The sequence below is a fragment of the Streptomyces caelestis genome (assembly GCF_014205255.1).
Taxonomy (GTDB): domain Bacteria; phylum Actinomycetota; class Actinomycetes; order Streptomycetales; family Streptomycetaceae; genus Streptomyces; species Streptomyces caelestis.
Window position 1 is genome coordinate 2,628,888 of record NZ_JACHNE010000001.1, and the last position, 17,354, is coordinate 2,646,241.

The window sequence follows — 17,354 nt, forward strand, 5'->3', positions numbered from 1 at the left end:
ATGCGCCATGGACCCCATGGAACGCCTCCTCGCCGAACGCGCCTGCGAGCGTCTGATCATCGACTTCGTCCACCGGCTCGACCTCGGCGAACCCTCCTCCGTCGCCGAGCTGTTCACCGAGGACGGCGTCTGGCAGTGGCCGGAGGACGGACGGCTGGTCAAGGGCCGAGACGCCCTGCGCACGTACTTCGGCTCCCGCCCCGCCGACCGGCTGTCCCGCCGCATGATGTCCAACGTCCTGGTCACGGTGGCGTCCCCGGACACGGCCGAGGCGATCTCGTACTTCACGACGTACCGCGTCGACGGCTACGAGGGCGGCGTCATCCCGGCCGGGCCGCCGGTCCAGGTCGGGCACTACGAGGACACCTTCCACAGGGCCGACGGCGCCTGGCTGCTCGCCTCCCGGACGCTGCGCCTACCCTTCGGCGGAGCCACCCCTCGGGTGAACTCGCCTTTGGCATAAGCCGGATGGTGTCAGGGCGGGGCCCTAGGATGAATATGCCGCGGCGCTCGCAGGCGTGCGGAGTTGCGTTCCACCGCAAGGAGACATGCCCATGGGCACCGAAGAGGCCGCTCGTACGACGCCCGGCTGCGGAGCCCTGGACGGCAGATCGGCCGGGCCGATGGTGCCGCGGCTGGCCCTGGGCGCCCGGCTCAGGCGGCTGCGCGAGGAGCGGGGCATCGGCCGGGTGGACGCGGGGCATGTCATCCGGGCCTCCTCGTCCAAGATCAGCCGGATGGAGGCCGGCCGGCACGGGTTCAAGCTGCGGGACGTCGCCGATCTGCTGACGCTCTACGGCGTCGCGGACGAGGCCGAGCGCGCGACCCTGCTGGCGCTGGCCGAGCAGGCCAACACCCCCGCCTGGTGGCAGTACTACAGCGACGTGGTGCCCTCCTGGATGCAGACCTACCTGGGTGCCGAGCAGGCGGCGAGCGTCATCCGCTGCTTCCAGGTCCAGCGCGTTCCCGGGCTGCTCCAGACCGCCGACTACGCTCGGGCCTCCATCCGGCTCGCCCACCCGGACGCCGGCGCGGAGGAGATGGACCGCCGGGTCGCGCTGCGGATGACCCGCCAGCGGGTTCTGCACCGGCAGCCGGCGACCCGGCTGTGGGCGGTGATCGACGAGGCGGCGCTGCGTCGCCCGGTGGGCGGCCTCGCCGTCATGCGTGCCCAGCTCAGGCATCTCATCGAGATCTGCGGGCTCCCGCAGGTCACGGTCCAGATCCTGACGTTCCGCAGCGGCGGCCACGCCGCGGAGGGCGGCCCGGTGACGATTCTGCGCCTGCCCGGCGGCGAGTTGCCCGACGTGGTCTACGTCGAACAGCTCACCACCGGGCTCTATCCCGACCGGCCGGCCGAGATCGAGTGCTACTGGGACGCGATGAACCGGCTGGTGGTCGAAGCCGAGTCACCGGACGAGACTCCGACCATCCTCCACCGCATCCTCCAGGAGACCTGATCCCGGAGGATCTGGCCGGGTTCAGCGCTTGAGGGCGACACCGCCGTACTGGTGCACCTCGGCGGGCAGATCCAGGGCCGCGGCGTCGGGGCGCCAGCGCGAACAGGACGTCACGCCCGGTTCGAGCAGTTCCAGACCGTCGAAATAGCGGGCGATCTGCTCAGGGCTGCGCAGGATGTACGGGATCGAGCCGCCGTCGTTGTACTGCTGGATGGCCCGGACGTACTCCTCGCTGGTGTCGGTGCTGTCGTACTGGACGAGGTAGCTGCCGGAGGGCAGGGCGTCCACCAGTTGCCGCACGATCGAGCGTGCCTCGTCGTGGTCCTCGATGTGGCCCAGGATGCCCATCAGCATGAGGGCGACGGGCTGGTCGAAGTCCAGCGTCTTGCCGGCTTCCCGGATGATCGTGCTCGGTTCGCGCAGGTCGGCGTCGACGTAGTTGGTGACGCCTTCCTCGGTACTGGTGAGCAGCGCGCGGGCGTGGGCCAGCACCAGCGGGTCGTTGTCGACGTAGACGATCCGGCTGTCCGGGGCCACCCGCTGGGCGATCTGGTGGGTGTTGTCCACATTGGGCAGCCCGGTGCCGATGTCCAGGAACTGGCGGATGCCCTCCTCGGCGGCGAGGTGGCGGACGGCGCGGGCGAGGAAGTAGCGGGCGGCGCGGGCTCCGGTCTCGATCCCCGGGAAGATCTCGCGGAACGCGTCACCGGCCACGCGGTCGACTTCGTAGTTGTCCTTCCCGCCCAGCCAGTAGTTCCAGATCCGGGCCGAGTGCGGCACGGAGGTGTCGATCTTGGGGAGCGGCTCCGGCCCCGAGTTCCCCACCTGATCAGTCATGGACGCTCCTGCGTGTGGTCGTGGCGGTCCACGTTAGCTTGATTGTCAGCGTGTTTTCCTCTGAGACAGGATCAACTCCTCGGCGGTGCCCAGAAGTTATCGGTCAAGCGCTGGGCGAGGATCGAGCCCGCCTCCATCACGTCCAGCGTGCCCGTCAGGCATGCCTGGAGCATGGTCGGGTCTATCACCATGCTCTGGTCATCACCACGCCAGCACGCGAACCGGACACCCCCGGCAGGGATCGCACCCTCGCCCGCCGCGCCTCCTCCGCCCTCCCGCTCACGCCGCAGTACCCACGCCTCGTCGGCCTCGTACCCGTCGGCGCGGCGGCCGGAGCCGAACAGTCGTCCCGGTGGCGTGGTCGGCATGGGCCGGAGCTATCCCGGCCCACCCGGCACCCTCAGCCCGTTTTGGACGTGCCGGTACAGTAAGCAGGTCGTCATCACACCCGTACGGGGGAAAGCCGGTGCAATTCCGGCGCTGACCCGCAACCGTGAACCGTCGCCCGAGGCGGTGAGCCGGATCGCCCCGAACGGTTCGTGACCGGCTCACGTGCCCGGCAGCCCGCCGGTGCACGGCACCGTCGAGGTACACGGAGCCGAGCCGCCGGGGGTGTCCCGTGCTGCCCGGCTCCCCCACAGGGAGAGGCACCCGCCGATCATGAACGTCCGCCGCAGCGCCGCGGTCCTGGCCGCCGTCGCCGTGATCGGCGCCGCCCCACCGGCCGCCGCCGACCCGTCCCCTTCCCCGTCCCAGGCGTTCCCCTCCGCCCTGTACGGCGGCAAGGACCCGAAGTTCGACGGCGTCTGGCGCCAGTCGCTCGCCCTGCTCGCGCAGGACACGGTGGGTGTGAAGCCCGCGGCGAAGTCCGTGGAGTGGCTGGTGCGCCAGCAGTGCGCGGACGGCGGCTTCGCCTCCTACCGCGCCGATCCCACCACCGCGTGCGACGCCAGGACCATGCTCGACACCAACGCCACGGCCGCCACCGTCCAGGCCCTCTCCGCGCTCGGCGGGCACGACGCCGTCACCGGCAAGGCCGTCACCTGGCTGAAGTCCGTCCAGAACAAGGACGGCGGCTGGGGCTACTCGCCCGGCGGCGCCAGCGACACCAACTCGACATCCGTCGTCATCGGCGCGCTGACCGCCGTCGGCGAGAAGCCGGAACAGGTCGAGAAGGGCGGCAAGTCGCCCTACGACGCGTTGCTGAAGCTGGCCCTCGGCTGTGACGGTGACAGCGCGGGCGCCTTCGCGTTCCAGCCGGACGAGAAGGGCAAGCTCGCCGCCAACGCGGACGCCACGGCGGCGGGTGTGCTGGGCGCACTGGGCAAGGGCATGCTGGTCAAGCCCGGCGAGAAGACCAAGGCCACGAAGGGTGAATCCTGCGAGGACCCGAACACGCCGGAGCGGGCGGCGGCCAACGGAGCGGCCTACCTCACCAAGGCTCTCGCCAAGGACGGCCACCTCAGCTCGGCCCTCGCCGGCGCGGATCCCCAGCCCGACTACGGCAACACCGCCGACGCGGTCGTCGCGCTCGCCGCGCGGGGCGACACCGGGCAGGCGGAGAAGTCCCTGAGCTGGCTGGAGAAGAACTCCTCGACCTGGGCCGCCCAGAACGGTCCCGCCGCCTACGCCCAGCTGATCTTCGCCGCCCACGCGACGGGCACGAACCCGCGCGACTTCGGCGGCGCCGACCTGGTGAAGCAACTGAACGCGACGGGCCCGGCCCCGCAGACCGCCGAGAAGACCCGGGCGGCGGACGAGAAGAGCGACTCGGACTCGGACCTCTTCGGCGTCTGGTGGTACGTCGGTGTCTGCCTCGTCGCCGGTGTCGGCATCGGCTTCCTCTTCAGCGGCCGCAGGAACAGGCAGCAGCTGTGATCCGCCGGGCCGTTCTCCTTCTCCTGGCCTCGCTCCTGCTGTGTGCGGGAGCGGGCCAGGCCCAGGCCGCCGGCTACCGGTACTGGTCGTTCTGGGACCGCGACGGCGACGACTGGGTCTACGCCACCCAGGGCCCGTCCACGGTCCGCCCCTCGGACGGCGACGTCCAGGGCTTCCGCTTCGCCGTGAGCGAGGACTCCGCGGACGCGGCCCGCCCGCGCGGCACGGCCGACTTCAAGACCATCTGTGCGAAGACGCCCGCACAGGACGGCAAGAAGCGGGTGGCTCTGCTGATCGACTTCGGCACGACGACGGACGCGCCCTCCGTCGAAACGCCACCCGCGCCTCGAACGGCCTGCGCACAGGTGTCCCCCGACGCGACGACGGCGGATGCCCTGGCGACGGTGGCCAAGCCGCTGCGCTACGACACGAACGCCCTCCTGTGCGCCATCTCGGGCTACCCGGAGAAAGGGTGCGGGGAGCAAGTGGCCGGGAAGCAGAGGCCGTCCGCACAGCAGAAGGACACCTCGGACGACGGCCCGTCCCTCGGCCTGGTGGCGGGAATCACCGTGGTGGCGGTACTGGGCGCAGCAGCAATCCGGCAGGTACGGCGGCGTGGCCAGTCATAGCTACGGGGCATCCCTGCACCCCGGCGCCTGGTGGCTCTGGTCCCTCTCCCTCGGCACCGCAGCCACCCGCACCACCAACCCCCTGCTCCTCACCCTCCTCATCACGGTCTCCGCCTACGTCGTGGCCACCCGCCGCCCCGACACCCCCTGGTCCCGCTCCTACGGCGCCTTCGTCAAACTCGCCCTCGCCGTCCTGCTCATCCGCCTCCTCTTCGCCACGATCCTCGGCTCCCCCATCCCCGGCACGCACACCCTCCTCACCCTCCCCGAAGTCGGCCTCCCCGCCTGGGCCCAGGGCATCCGCCTCGGCGGCGAGGTCACCGCCGAGGCCCTCACCTTCGCCCTGTACGACGGCCTGAAACTGGCCACCCTGCTCATCTGCGTCGGCGCCGCGAACGCCCTCGCGAACCCTTCCCGCCTGCTCAAGTCCCTCCCGGGAGCCCTGTACGAGATGGGCGTCGCGGTCGTCGTGGCCCTCACCTTCGCGCCCCACCTCATCGCCGACGTCCAGCGCCTCCGCGCCGCCCGCCGCCTGCGCGGCCGCCCGGACAAGGGTGTCCGGGGCCTGCTGCAGGTGGGCCTGCCGGTCCTGGAGGGCGCGCTGGAGCGCTCGGTGTCACTCGCCGCCGCGATGGACGCCCGCGGCTACGGCCGTACCGCCCAGGTCCCCGCCGCCGTCCGCCGCACCACCGCCGCCCTCACCCTCGGCGGTCTGCTCGGTGTGTGCGCCGGAACGTACGGTCTGCTCACCGCCGAAGGCGCCGCCTACGGCATCCCGGTGCTCCTCACCGGCCTCGCCGCCGCCCTCGCGGGTCTCCGGCTCGGCGGACGGCGGTCGCCGCGCACCCGGTACCGCCCCGACCGCTGGGACGTGCGCGCCTGGCTGGTCGTCGCCTCCGGTGTGGCGGTCGCGGCGCTCCTCACGCTCGCCGCCGCCCGGAACCCCGCGGCCCTGCACCCCGGCGTGGTGCCGCTCGTGGCCCCCACACTCCCCCTCCGGCCCGCGGCGGCGGTCCTCCTCGGCCTGCTGCCCGCGTTCGTCGCCCCCGATCCCAAGGAGCCGTCGTGATCCGCTTCGAGGACGTGTCCGTGACGTACGACGGTGCCGCCGAACCCACCGTGCGGGGCGTCGACTTCGAGGTCCCGGAAGGTGAACTGGTCCTCCTGGCCGGCCCGTCCGGTGTCGGCAAGTCCACCGTCCTGGGCGCGGTCAGCGGGCTCGTCCCGCACTTCACCGGCGGCACCCTGCGCGGCAGGGTCACGGTCGCCGGCCGCGACACCCGCACCCACAAGCCGCGCGAACTCGCCGACGTGGTCGGCACGGTGGGCCAGGACCCGCTCTCCCACTTCGTCACCGACACCGTCGAGGACGAACTCGCCTACGGCATGGAGTCGCTGGGCCTCGCCCCGGACGTGATGCGGCGCCGCGTCGAGGAGACGCTCGACCTGCTCGGCCTGGCCGGCCTGCGCCACCGTCCGATCGCCACGCTCTCCGGCGGCCAGCAGCAGCGCGTCGCGATCGGCTCGGTCCTCACCCCGCACCCGAGCGTCCTCGTCCTGGACGAGCCGACCTCCGCGCTCGACCCGGCCGCCGCCGAGGAGGTCCTGGCTGTCCTCCAGCGCCTCGTGCACGACCTCGGCACGACGGTCCTCCTGGCCGAACACCGCCTGGAACGCGTCATCCAGTACGCCGACCAGGTCGTACTCCTCCCCGGCCCGGGCACACCCCCGGTCCTGGGCGCCCCGGCCGAGGTGATGGCCGTGTCCCCGGTGTACCCACCGGTGGTGGCCCTGGGCCGCCTGGCGGGCTGGAACCCCCTTCCGCTGACGGTCCGTGACGCGCGCAGGCGGGCCGTGCGTCTACGCGAACGGCTCGACAACGCCCCCCAGGGACGCGGGGCTGTAATCGATATGCGGCTACCGCCGCGTGGGCGCGAGCAACCACACACAACCCGCACCCGCCAACCCTCCACACGCCCCGAGTCAATGGGCGCCACCCCCCACCGCCGCCCCTGGTTCCGACGAACCCGCCCCACCCCAACTCCCCTCCCCACAGCCGAAGTACAGGCCCTCTCCGTAACCCGCGCCCGCATCCAAGCCCTCCGCCACATCGACCTCACCGTCACCCCCGGCGAAACGATCGCCCTCATGGGCCGCAACGGCGCCGGGAAATCCACCCTCCTCAACTCCCTGGTCGGCCTCGTCACGCCCACCTCGGGATCCGTCCGGGTCGGGAACGCAGTCCCCCACCGCACCGCACCAAAGGACCTCATACGCAAAGTCGGTCTCGTGCCGCAGGAACCCCGCGACCTGCTCTACGCCGACACCGTCGCCGCCGAGTGCGCGGCGGCCGACCAGGACGCGGGCGCGGAACCCGGCACCTGCCGTGCCGTGGTCACCGAACTGCTCCCCGGTGTCAGCGACGACACCCACCCCCGGGACCTCTCGGAGGGCCAGCGGCTCGCCCTCGCCCTGGCCGTCGTACTGACCGCCCGGCCCCCGCTGCTCCTGCTGGACGAGCCGACCCGCGGCCTGGACTACGCGGCGAAGGCCCGCCTGGCCGCGGTGCTCCGAACCCTCGCCGCCGAGGGGCACGCCATCGTACTGGCCACGCACGACGTGGAGCTGGCCGCCGAGATCGCCCACCGGGTGGTGCTGCTCGCCGACGGCGAGGTGATCGCCGACGGTCCGACGGCGGACATCGTGGTCTCGTCCCCCTCCTTCGCCCCGCAGGTCACCAAGATCCTGGCCCCGCAGCACTGGCTCACGGTCTCCCAGGTCCGCGCGGCCCTCCAGCCCGGGACCGGCTCGTGAACGCCCAGGCCCGGGCCGTCCGCCTCGGCCCCCGCTCGGTCGCCGCGCTGGCCCTCGTCAGCGCCGTGGGCGTCGTCGCCTTCGGCTGGCCGTTCCTGACGCCGCCCACCTCGCGGCTCAGCGCCCACGCGCAGGACGCGCCCTGGCTCTTCGCGGGCCTGCTGGTGCTGCTCGTGGCGGTGGTGGCCGCGGCGATCTCGGAGTCCGGGCTCGGCCCCAAGGCGGTCGCGATGCTCGGCGTGCTGGCCGCCACGGGGGCGGCTCTGCGGCCGATCGGCGCCGGTACCGCCGGTATCGAGCCGATGTTCTTCCTGATGGTGCTGAGCGGGCGGGTCCTCGGCCCGGGGTTCGGGTTCGTCCTCGGCTCGGTGACGATGTTCGCGTCCGCGCTGCTCACCGGCGGGGTCGGCCCCTGGCTGCCGTTCCAGATGCTGGCGATGGGCTGGTTCGCGATGGGTGCGGGCCTGCTGCCGGGCCCGGACCGGCTGCGCGGCCGGGCGGAGCTCGCGCTGCTCGCGGCCTACGGCTTCCTCGCCGCCTTCGCCTACGGCACGGTCATGAACCTGGCGGGCTGGCCCTTCATGAGCGCGCTCGCCTCGAACGTCGCCTTCGACCCGCACGCGGCGGTCGCCACCAACCTGGCCCGTTTCCTCGCGTACTGCCTGGCCACGTCACTGGGCTGGGACCTGGGCCGGGCCGTCGTCACGGTGGCCCTCACGCTCACGCTCGGCCCCGCGGTCCTCCGGGCGCTGCGCCGCGCCACCCGCCGGGCGGCCTTCGAGACGCCGGTCACGTTCGACGCACCCCGGACGTGAAGCCCCCCACATGACCCCAGTCACCTACGAAGCGGGGCCGTAGGGCCAGGCCCCGGTCACAGGGCGGGCCCTTCCCGCATGTGCGGCCAGTCCTAGTAAAAGGGGTCTTGGCGGGCAGGGGTCGAGCCCTGCTTCTCTTGACGACCAGGCGGCGGCCCCCTGATCCCCGGGGCCGTCGCCTTCTCCCTGCCCGGCCCGGTACGTCAGCCGGTACTCACCCGGAGCTCCTTCACTCCGTTGATCCACGCCGACCGCAACCGGCGTGGATCCTCGATCAGCCGGAGGCCCGGCATGGCGTCGGCGATCGCGTTGAAGATGAGGTCGATCTCCAGCACGGCGAGGGACTTGCCCAGGCAGTAGTGGGGGCCGCCGCCGCCGAATCCGAGGTGCGGGTTGGGGTCACGGAGGATGTCGAAGTCGTCCGGCTCGTCGAAGACCTCCGGGTCGTGGTTGGCGGAGGCGTAGAAGAGGCCGACCCGGTCACCCTTGCGGATCAGCTTGCCGCCCAGCTCGGTGTCCTGCGTGGCGGTGCGCTGGAAGGCGGCGACCGGCGTCGCCCAGCGCACGATCTCCTCCGCCGTCGTCGACGGCCGCTCCCTCTTGTACAGCTCCCACTGCTCGGGGTGGGTGAGGAAGGCGTGCATGCCGTGGGTGATGGCGTTGCGGGTGGTCTCGTTGCCCGCGACGGCCAGCATCAGCACGAAGAAGCCGAACTCGTCGGAGTTGAGGTTGCCCTGGTCCTCCGCAGCGACCAGTTGCGTGACGATGTCGTGGGCGGGGCACTGCTTGCGGTCGGCGGCCATGTTCATCGCGTAGGCGATGATCTCCGTGGCCGACTCGGCGCCGACCTCCTCGGTGATGGCGTACTCGGGATCGTCGTACGCGATCATCTTGTTGGACCAGTCGAAGATCTTGTCGCGGTCCTCCTGCGGTACGCCCATCAGCTCGGCTATCGCCTGGAGGGGCAGTTCGCAGGCGACCTGGGTGACGAAGTCGAACGGGCCGGTGTGCGCGCGGGCCGCCGCGACGATGGAGTGGGCCCGGTTGCGCAGCCGCTCCTCCAGCGCGCGGATCGCCCGGGGCGTGAACCCGCGCTGCACGATCTGCCGCACCCGCGTGTGCTCCGGCGGGTCCATGTTCAGCAGGATGAGCCGCTGCGCGTCGATGGCGTCGCGCTCGATGTGCTCGTTGAAGCGGATGATCGCCGTGTTGAGGTACGACGAGAACAACTCCGGGTGCGTGGAGACGTACTTGACGTCGGCGTGCCGGGTGACCGCCCAGTACCCCTCGTCCTGGAAACCGGCGAGCCCCGCCGGCTGCGGCACCCAGCAGATCGGCTCCACCCGGCGCAGCTCGGCGAACTCCGGCAGGGGCACGCGGCTGTGCAGCAGGTCCGGGTCGGTGAAGTCGAACCCCTCGGGCAGCGCGGGACAGGACATGGGCGGCTCCCACCACTCGTACCGGCTCTGATTCTGACGGCCCATCAGCTATGCGGAGTTGCGGTGACGGTAGTAACGGGTTCTACAAGTAGCAAGAGGCACGGACCCCCCAATTGCCCGCACGACCCTTGCGGTCGGCGAGCAGCCCTCAGCACACTGCTGACAGAACTAGAACGCGTACTAGTTCCGCGTAGCCTCCCGGAGAGGACCCGCACCCATGGCTGCCGAACCCGTGATCGTCGAAGCCGTACGCACCCCCATAGGCAAGCGCGGCGGTGCGCTCGCCCACCTGCACCCCGCCTACCTCCTGGGCGAGACCTACCGCGAGCTCCTCGGCCGCACCGGCATCCCGGCCGACTGCGTCGAGCAGATCGTCGGCGGTACGGTCACCCACGCCGGCGAGCAGTCCATGAACCCCGCGCGCACGGCCTGGCTCACGATGGGGCTCCCCTACGAGACGGCCGCGACGACCGTCGACGCACAGTGCGGGTCCTCCCAGCAGGCCTCCCACATGCTGGCCAACATGGTCGCCACGGGCGTGATCGACGTCGGCATCTCGTGCGGGGTCGAGTCGATGTCCCGGGTGCCGCTCGGGTCCGGCTCGAAGCACGGGCCGGGCAAGCCGTTCCCCGACGAGTGGAACGTCGACCTGCCGAACCAGTTCGAGGCCGCCGAGCGCATCGCCCGCCACCGCGGCCTGACCCGGGAGAACGTCGACGCCCTGGGCCTCGCCTCCCAGGAGCGGGCCGCCCACGCCTGGGCCGAGGAGCGCTTCAAACGAGAGACGTTCGCGGTCCAGGTGCCGACGACGGAGGAGGAGCAGCACGCCGGGCAGGGCATGTGGCGCCTGGTCGACAAGGACGAGGGCCTGCGCGACACGACGGCGGAAGCGCTGGCGACTTTGAAGCCGATCATGCCGACGGCGGTGCACACGGCCGGCAACTCGTCACAGATCTCCGACGGGGCGGCGGCGATCATGTGGGCGTCGAAGAGGATGGCCAGGGCTTTGAAACTACGGCCCCGGGCCCGGATCGTGGCCCAGGCCCTGGTGGGCTCCGACCCCCACTTCCACCTCGACGGGCCGATCGACGCGACCAAGGCCGTGCTGGGCAAGGCCGGGATGTCCCTCAAGGACATCGACCTCGTCGAGATCAACGAGGCGTTCGCGTCAGTCGTACTGAGCTGGGCGCAGGTCTTCGAGCAGGACCTGGAGAAGGTGAACGTCAACGGTGGCGCGATCGCGCTCGGGCACCCGGTGGGAGCCACCGGGGCCCGGCTCATCACGACGGCGCTTCACGAACTGGAGCGCGCGGACAAGGAGTTCGCGCTGATCACGATGTGTGCGGGTGGTGGTTTGGCCACCGGCACGATCATTCAGCGGTTGTAGTCGTCCAGTGGACGAAGGTGGTGAACGTGGCGGGGTCGAGGGTGAGGATCGGTCCCGCCGGGTTCTTGGAGTCGCGTACTGCGATGGCGGTCTGTGCAGTTTCGGCGATCTCTACGCAACTGCCGCCTTGATCGCCGCTGTAGCTGGACTTACGCCACTGGGTCCCCACCGGGATCACACTGCTCGCCATAGCGTTCCTCCATCACACGCCGGATCAACTCCGCCGATTCCCTGAGGGAGAGCGCGGCGGCTTGCAGATGATCGTAACGGAGCGAGCAGTCCTTGACGGTGTCCCGGTTTGCGGTCGGATGCCCGCTGCCGTACCCCTCGGTATAGACGATGTCGGGATCGCTGTCGAAGCGGAAGAGGTCGAATGAGCCTTGGAGTCCCGCGTGGGCTCCAGAGGAGAACGGCAGGACCTGAACGTTGATCGGGGGCTTTCCCTCGAAGGACAACAGATGGGCCAGTTGACCGCGCATGGTTTCCCGGCCTCCGATCTCCTGGTACAGCGCGGCTTCGCTGATGACTGCCCAGAAGACGAGCGGCTCGTCCCTCTCGAAGATGCGCTGACGTGCCAGCCGAGCGGAGACGCGGTCGTCGAGGTCGGTCCTGTCCAGCGCGCCCAGCACCGCGCTTGCGTACGCCTTGGTCTGGAGAAGGCCGTGAACCAGATGCGTATGGAAGGTGCACATCCCGACTGCTCGGGCCTCCAGCTCAGCCACTTGCCTGAACCAGGCGGGCAATTGGCTGCGCAGCACGAGTTCGACCAGCCGGGAGAACATGCCGTCCGTACCCAGCGCCGCATCCGCCCGCTCACTGAACTCCGGCGTCGGCACCTTCCGTGCCGTCTCGATCTGGCCCACGAGCGAGCCCGTGTAGTTGAGGATCTCCCCGAGCTGCTTCTGTGTCAGCCCGGCGGCTTCCCGGCATCTCCTCAGCTCGAAGCCGTAGTAGTCGAGCGGAGACGCACCCGGGTCAAGGGCGTTGATGTGGGTCACGGCAGAAGCCCCTCTCACGCAACTCGGCCCACAACGGGACCGGTTGTATCCGTTCCGTAGCCCAGCGTAGTCAGCGCACGTCAGCCTCGTCCTGTGAACGAATACATTCCCGCCCAGTACACGGTGCGCCTCACCGTCGGTGAACACGCCCCCCGCCACGTCCGCCGTATCGTCCGCTCCTTCCTCGAAGAGTGGCGCATGCCCGAGCTGTCGGACGCCGTCGAGCTGGGCGTGACCGAGCTGCTCGCGAACGTCGTACAGCACGTCCCTGACCGGCACTGCACGCTGCTGTTGCTGCGACAGCCGGCCGGGGTACGGGTGGAGGTCACGGACGGCAGCGATCAACTGCCCGCCTCCCCGGCACAGCTGGACCCGGAGTCCGAGGGTGGCCGCGGGCTGCTCCTGCTCGACGCGATGGCCGACAAGTGGGGGGTGTCACTGTGGCGCGGGGGCGGGAAGACCGTGTGGTTCGAATGCGGGGCCGAGACAGTCGCGCTGGAGTGAATGACGCCCCTGTCGGAGATTCGCCCTTGTCGGGATGGCTGCGGACGTCAGACGGAACTCGTCGACCGGCCGGTGCTCGGCTTCGCCGCCCGGGACGCCTGGTGAGGGTCGGCGGTGGACGTCCGCGGCCCCGTCAGGACGTACACGAGACCGAAGCCCGCCCCGACCACCAGGGCCCCGCCCACGGCGTCCAGCACCCAGTGGTTCGCCGTCGCGACGATCGCGGACCCGGTGAACAGCGGGTGCAGCATCCCCAGCGCCTTGATCCACCACTGGCGCGCCAGGACGGCGATCACGGCGCCGCACCACAGCGACCAGCCGAAGTGCAGGGACGGCATCGCCGCGTACTGGTTGGTCAGGGCGGTGAACGTGCCGTAGTCGGGCTGGGAGAAGTCCTGGACGCCGTGGACGGTGTCGACGAAGCCGAGCGCCGGCATCAGGCGCGGCGGGGCCAGCGGGTAGAGCCAGAAGCCGACCAGGGCGAACAGGGTGGCGAGACCCAGGGCGGAACGGGCCCAGCGGTAGTCGGCTGGGCGACGCCAGTACAGGACGGCGAGGACGGTCAGCGGGGCGGCGAAGTGGAAGGCCTCGTAGTAGACGTCGAAGAAGTTCCGCAGCCAGTCGATCCTGACGACGGTGCGGTTGGCCCAGTGCTCGATGTCGATGTGCAGGGCACGTTCGAGGCCGAGGATCTGCCGGCCGTTCTCCTCTGCCTCGGCCCGGCCGGCCGAGATGCCGCCCCCGGTGGCGGCAAGCCGGACCTGGGAGTAGGCGGCGTAGGTGACCCGGAGGAGGAGCAGCTCCAGGAGGAGGTTCGGTCGGGTGAGGGCCCGGCGCAGCAAGGGCACGAGCGGGATGTGCCTGAAGCGGGCCGGGGCGGCGGGGGCGTACTCGGTGGGTACCGGCGACTGGTAGTACGGGGAGGTGCGGGAGAGGAACGGCACGGCCGTGGCGGCGGCGAGGGCGGCCAGCAGGACGAGGTGGGAGCGCAGCGGGTCCAGCGACGGCATGTCCGGCAGCAGCATCCCGGCCGGCAGGGTCATGACCAGGACGACGGCGACCGGCCAGACGTACCGGTCACAGGCGCGTCTGCCGGCCCGGCCGACGATCGCGAGCAGCACCCACAGCAGCTGGTGCTGCCAGGCCGCGGGCGAGACGACGATCGCGGCGCAGCCGGTGACGGCGACGGCGAGGAGCAGCTGGCCGTCGTCGAAGTAGCGCACGGCGCGGCGCAGGGCCAGGACGGCGACGACCGCGCCGAGCGTCAGGAAGAGCGCGACCTCCAGGGTGCCGTTCAGGCCGAGCCGCAGGAGGGTGCCGTGCAGGGACTGGTTGCCGAGGTCGTCGGCCCGGCCGCCGAGGCCGACGCCGGCCATGTGGTGGACCCAGTAGATGTGGGAGTCGTGCGGCATCGCGGACCAGGCGAGCGCGGCACAGGCGGCGAAGGTGACGCCGGTGGCGAGCGCGGCGCGTCTGCGGCCGGTGAACCACAGCAGGGGCGTGAACAGCAGCAGCGTGGGCTGCAGCGCGGCCGCGACGCCGATGAGCAGGCCGCTGGTCCGCTGGCCGCGGGCGACGAAGCAGCCCAGCACGACGAGCAGGACCGGGATGATGCTGGTCTGGCCGAGCCACAGGGCGTTGCGAACCGGCAGGGACAGCATGAGCAGGCCGATGGCGACGGGGGCGGCCAGCAGGGCCGTGCGGCGGCCGACCGGCGGAGGCAGGGCGCGGGCGGCGACCAGGCCGAGGGCGGCGACCAGTAGCAGTGTGCCGAAGGTCCAGCCCCAGCCGAGGGCCTGTTCGGCCGCACGGGTGAGGGGCTTGAGGACGAGCCCGCCGAAGGGGGTGCCGGTGAAGCGCGTGGAGTCGTAGAGCGAGCCGGTCAGGTGCAGTACGCCGTTCGGCCCGACCCAGGTCTCCAGGTCCGTCAGCCGTTCCCCGCGTGGGCTGCCGAGGACGACGGCCACCTGCCGTGCGGCGAGGGCCACGACGATCAGCCACAGCCCGAGACAGGCCACGCGCAGGCGTGCCTGGCTCCCGCCGACGGCTGTCGCTCCGATGGCTTCCGTCGGTCGTCCGCTGCGTTCCGCGTTCGTCACGCCTCGCCGGCCTCCCGCCCCGTGTCGCCCCCGGGAGGAAGACGCGGGCTACCCCCGGTTCAAATGACGCGGTATGCCTCCTTTTGCCCGAATGACGATAGTGCGGAGCACGTGCGGTCGCCTCTCATGGACGCGAGAAGGATCACATCAAGATCGCGCGGTAACCGCCCCCAACCGGGCAGATGTGCCTGCGTATCCGAGATTTAGATGCCCACGGCAACGAAAGGCGTACGGCCCGTAATCGGCCTTTATTCACCTATCGTCGCTTTTCGGCCCGTACGACAGCGCCGCCGCGCGGACCGTGTCCCTGTCCCCGTCGAAAGGGAGGCGAGCGAGCCTTGTCGACTGTCTCAGTCGTCGCTCCCGCGTCCGGCCTGAAGCGCCGCGCGGCGAAAACCCCCGACCCCACCGTCACCGACTCCGCGCTCGTCAAGCGCGCCGTGAAGGCGGCCGCGCTGGGCAACGCGATGGAATGGTTCGACTTCGGTGTCTACAGCTACATCGCGGTCACGCTGGGCAAGGTCTTCTTCCCCTCGGGCAACGCCACCGCGCAGTTGCTCTCCACGTTCGGCGCCTTCGCCGCGGCCTTCCTGGTCCGGCCCCTCGGCGGCATGGTCTTCGGCCCGCTCGGCGACCGCGTCGGCCGCCAGAAGGTCCTCGCGCTCACCATGATCATGATGGCCGCGGGAACCTTCGCGATCGGTCTGATCCCGTCGTACGCGACGATCGGTGTCGGCGCGCCGATCCTGCTCCTCGTGGCCCGCCTCGTGCAGGGCTTCTCCACCGGCGGCGAGTACGCCGGTGCCTCGACCTTCATCGCCGAGTACGCCCCCGACAAGCGCCGCGGCTTCCTCGGCAGCTGGCTGGAGTTCGGCACGCTCGCCGGCTACATCTGCGGCGCGGGCCTGGTCACGCTGATGACCGCCCTGCTCTCCGCCGACGACCTCACCTCCTGGGGCTGGCGCGTCCCGTTCCTGATCGCGGGCCCGATGGGCATCATCGGCCTCTACCTGCGGCTGCGCCTGGAGGAGACCCCGGCGTTCGCGGCCGAGGTCGAGAAGGCCGAGACCGACCGCCCCAAGGTGCCGCTGCGCGAGATGATCACCGGCCAGTGGCGTGCGCTGCTGCTCTGCGTCGGCCTGGTGCTGGTCTTCAACGTCACCGACTACATGCTGCTGTCGTACATGCCGAGCTACCTGACCGGTCAGCTCCACTACGACGAGACGCACGGCCTGCTCGTCGTCCTCGGCGTGATGGCCCTGATGATGATCGTCCAGCCGTTCGCCGGCGCGCTGACCGACCGGATCGGCCGCCGCCCGGTGATCGCCACCGGCTGCGCGGGCTTCCTGCTGCTGTCCGTCCCGGCCCTGCTGCTGATCCGCCAGGGCAGCCTGCTGGCGGTCGCGCTCGGCATGGGCGCCCTCGGCCTGCTGCTGGTCTGCTTCACGGCGGCCATGCCCTCGGCGCTGCCGGCGCTGTTCCCGACGAAGGTCCGCTACGGCTCCCTGTCCATCGGCTTCAACGTCTCCGTGTCCCTGTTCGGCGGTACGACGCCGCTGGTGGTCACGGCCCTGATCGGCGCGACCGGGAACATGTTGATGCCCGCGTACTACATGATGGCCGCGGCCGTCGTCGGCGGTTTCGCGGTGTGGCGCATGGCCGAGTCGGCGGGGCGCCCGCTGCCGGGTTCGGCACCGTCGGTGGCCGGCTGAGACACGCCGGGCGCCATCCCACTGACAGCGAACGGTGCACCACGTATCTTCGTCACCGCCACTAGTTAGGAATGCTAACTATGCGTACGAAAGGTAGAGGTGCATGAGCGAGTCGCACGTCTGGGACGAGGTCGACGCCTACTTCACCGCCAGCCTCGCCCCGGACGACGAAGCCCTGGCGGCCGCCCTGCGCGACAGCGACGCCGCCGGGCTTCCGCACATCAACGTCGCGGGCAACCAGGGCAAGCTCCTCCAGCTCCTGGCTCAGATCCAGGGCGCCCGCCACATCCTGGAGATCGGCACGCTCGGCGGCTACAGCACCATCTGGCTGGCCCGCGCCCTGCCCGCCGACGGGCGGCTGGTCTCCCTGGAGTACGACCCCAAGCACGCCGAGGTCGCCGTCCGCAACATCGCCCGCGCCGGCCTCGACAAGCTCGTCGAGGTCCGGGTGGGACCGGCCCTGGAGTCGCTGCCCCAGCTGGCCGACGAGAACCCGCCCCCCTTCGACCTGGTCTTCATCGACGCCGACAAGGCCAACAACCCGCACTACGTGGAGTGGGCCCTGAAGCTCACCAGCACGGGCAGTCTCATCGTCCTCGACAACGTCGTCCGCGGCGGCCGCGTGACCGACGCGGCGGGCACGGATCCGGACGTGACGGGCATCCGTACGGCGATCGAACTGATCGGCAGCCATCCGCGGTTGAGCGGTACGGCGATCCAGACGGTCGGCATGAAGGGGTACGACGGGTTCGCGCTGGCACGGGTGCTGGCGTGAGCCCCGG

17 protein-coding genes are annotated in these 17,354 nt (G+C 71.0%); 11 read left to right on the plus strand and 6 right to left on the minus strand.

Annotation, left to right across the window (positions count from 1 at the left end):
- The first annotated feature begins 7 nt into the window (after positions 1 to 7).
- Together HDA41_RS11865 and HDA41_RS11870 are read left to right on the plus strand one after the other, a co-directional pair.
- Entirely contained in the window at positions 8 to 463 is a 456-nt protein-coding gene (locus HDA41_RS11865) for a nuclear transport factor 2 family protein (RefSeq protein ID WP_184983251.1), read from the plus strand.
- 91 nt (positions 464 to 554) lie between these two features.
- The gene (locus HDA41_RS11870) at positions 555 to 1,460 is read left to right on the plus strand and encodes a Sco1979 family transcriptional regulator (protein ID WP_184983252.1); all 906 of its coding nucleotides are present in this window, start codon (positions 555 to 557) and stop codon (positions 1,458 to 1,460) included.
- A gap of 21 nt (positions 1,461 to 1,481) precedes the next feature.
- Here the strand turns inward: HDA41_RS11870 and HDA41_RS11875 are convergent, their stop codons facing one another.
- Positions 1,482 to 2,297, minus strand: a complete 816-nt coding sequence (locus HDA41_RS11875) for an SAM-dependent methyltransferase (protein WP_184983253.1) — start codon at positions 2,295 to 2,297, stop codon at positions 1,482 to 1,484.
- Positions 2,298 to 2,368: 71 nt separating this feature from the next.
- Positions 2,369 to 2,665 carry a hypothetical protein gene (locus HDA41_RS11880; protein ID WP_184983254.1) on the minus strand — a complete coding sequence of 99 codons (297 nt, stop codon included), beginning with the start codon at positions 2,663 to 2,665 and terminating at the stop codon, positions 2,369 to 2,371.
- A 292-nt stretch (positions 2,666 to 2,957) separates the two neighbouring features.
- On the opposite strand from HDA41_RS11880, the gene HDA41_RS11885 reads away from it, so the two are divergent.
- Genes HDA41_RS11885 through HDA41_RS11905 form a run of 5 tightly spaced genes read left to right on the plus strand, consistent with a single transcriptional unit; the run spans position 2,958 to position 8,433 of the window.
- Positions 2,958 to 4,175, plus strand: a complete 1,218-nt coding sequence (locus HDA41_RS11885) for an SCO2321 family membrane protein (RefSeq protein ID WP_184983255.1) — start codon at positions 2,958 to 2,960, stop codon at positions 4,173 to 4,175.
- Positions 4,172 to 4,804: an SCO2322 family protein gene (locus tag HDA41_RS11890; RefSeq protein ID WP_184983258.1), complete on the plus strand. Its 633-nt coding sequence runs from the start codon at positions 4,172 to 4,174 to the stop codon at positions 4,802 to 4,804. Before HDA41_RS11885 ends, HDA41_RS11890 begins: the two co-directional genes overlap by 4 nt.
- Complete coding sequence (locus tag HDA41_RS11895) at positions 4,791 to 5,873, plus strand: CbiQ family ECF transporter T component (protein WP_184983259.1); 1,083 nt, start codon at positions 4,791 to 4,793, stop codon at positions 5,871 to 5,873. The genes HDA41_RS11890 and HDA41_RS11895 overlap by 14 nt, the downstream gene beginning before the upstream one ends.
- Positions 5,870 to 7,618 (plus strand): ABC transporter ATP-binding protein, encoded by a 1,749-nt coding sequence (locus tag HDA41_RS11900; RefSeq protein WP_184983261.1) that lies wholly within the window; start codon positions 5,870 to 5,872, stop codon positions 7,616 to 7,618. The genes HDA41_RS11895 and HDA41_RS11900 overlap by 4 nt, the downstream gene beginning before the upstream one ends.
- The gene (locus HDA41_RS11905) at positions 7,615 to 8,433 is read left to right on the plus strand and encodes an ECF transporter S component (protein ID WP_184983263.1); all 819 of its coding nucleotides are present in this window, start codon (positions 7,615 to 7,617) and stop codon (positions 8,431 to 8,433) included. Before HDA41_RS11900 ends, HDA41_RS11905 begins: the two co-directional genes overlap by 4 nt.
- A 203-nt stretch (positions 8,434 to 8,636) precedes the next feature.
- Here HDA41_RS11905 and HDA41_RS11910 read toward each other — a convergent pair whose 3' ends face one another.
- On the minus strand, positions 8,637 to 9,872 hold the full coding sequence (locus HDA41_RS11910) for a cytochrome P450 (RefSeq protein WP_184983265.1): 1,236 nt from the start codon (positions 9,870 to 9,872) through the stop codon (positions 8,637 to 8,639).
- A 217-nt stretch (positions 9,873 to 10,089) separates the two neighbouring features.
- Here HDA41_RS11910 and HDA41_RS11915 point away from each other — a divergent pair, with 217 nt between their 5' ends.
- On the plus strand, positions 10,090 to 11,259 hold the full coding sequence (locus tag HDA41_RS11915; protein ID WP_184983267.1) for a steroid 3-ketoacyl-CoA thiolase: 1,170 nt from the start codon (positions 10,090 to 10,092) through the stop codon (positions 11,257 to 11,259).
- Here HDA41_RS11915 and HDA41_RS11920 read toward each other — a convergent pair.
- Both HDA41_RS11920 and HDA41_RS11925 read right to left on the minus strand, forming a co-directional pair.
- Entirely contained in the window at positions 11,243 to 11,449 is a 207-nt protein-coding gene (locus HDA41_RS11920) for a DUF397 domain-containing protein (RefSeq protein WP_184983269.1), read from the minus strand. The two genes, HDA41_RS11915 and HDA41_RS11920, sit on opposite strands and share 17 nt — an antisense overlap.
- Positions 11,409 to 12,257: a helix-turn-helix domain-containing protein gene (locus tag HDA41_RS11925; protein ID WP_184983270.1), complete on the minus strand. Its 849-nt coding sequence runs from the start codon at positions 12,255 to 12,257 to the stop codon at positions 11,409 to 11,411. The genes HDA41_RS11920 and HDA41_RS11925 overlap by 41 nt, the downstream gene beginning before the upstream one ends.
- Positions 12,258 to 12,350: 93 nt before the next feature.
- Here HDA41_RS11925 and HDA41_RS11930 point away from each other — a divergent pair, with 93 nt between their 5' ends.
- Positions 12,351 to 12,761, plus strand: a complete 411-nt coding sequence (locus tag HDA41_RS11930; protein ID WP_184983271.1) for an ATP-binding protein — start codon at positions 12,351 to 12,353, stop codon at positions 12,759 to 12,761.
- 47 nt (positions 12,762 to 12,808) lie between these two features.
- Here HDA41_RS11930 and HDA41_RS11935 read toward each other — a convergent pair whose 3' ends face one another.
- Entirely contained in the window at positions 12,809 to 14,860 is a 2,052-nt protein-coding gene (locus HDA41_RS11935; RefSeq protein ID WP_184983272.1) for a bifunctional glycosyltransferase 87/phosphatase PAP2 family protein, read from the minus strand.
- Positions 14,861 to 15,198: 338 nt separating this feature from the next.
- Between HDA41_RS11935 and proP the strand changes: the two genes are divergently transcribed.
- Together proP and HDA41_RS11945 are read left to right on the plus strand one after the other, a co-directional pair.
- Positions 15,199 to 16,572 (plus strand): glycine betaine/L-proline transporter ProP, encoded by a 1,374-nt coding sequence (proP, locus tag HDA41_RS11940; protein WP_184983273.1) that lies wholly within the window; start codon positions 15,199 to 15,201, stop codon positions 16,570 to 16,572.
- Between the two features lie 103 nt (positions 16,573 to 16,675).
- Entirely contained in the window at positions 16,676 to 17,347 is a 672-nt protein-coding gene (locus HDA41_RS11945) for an O-methyltransferase (RefSeq protein WP_184983274.1), read from the plus strand.
- Positions 17,348 to 17,354 lie beyond the last annotated feature (7 nt).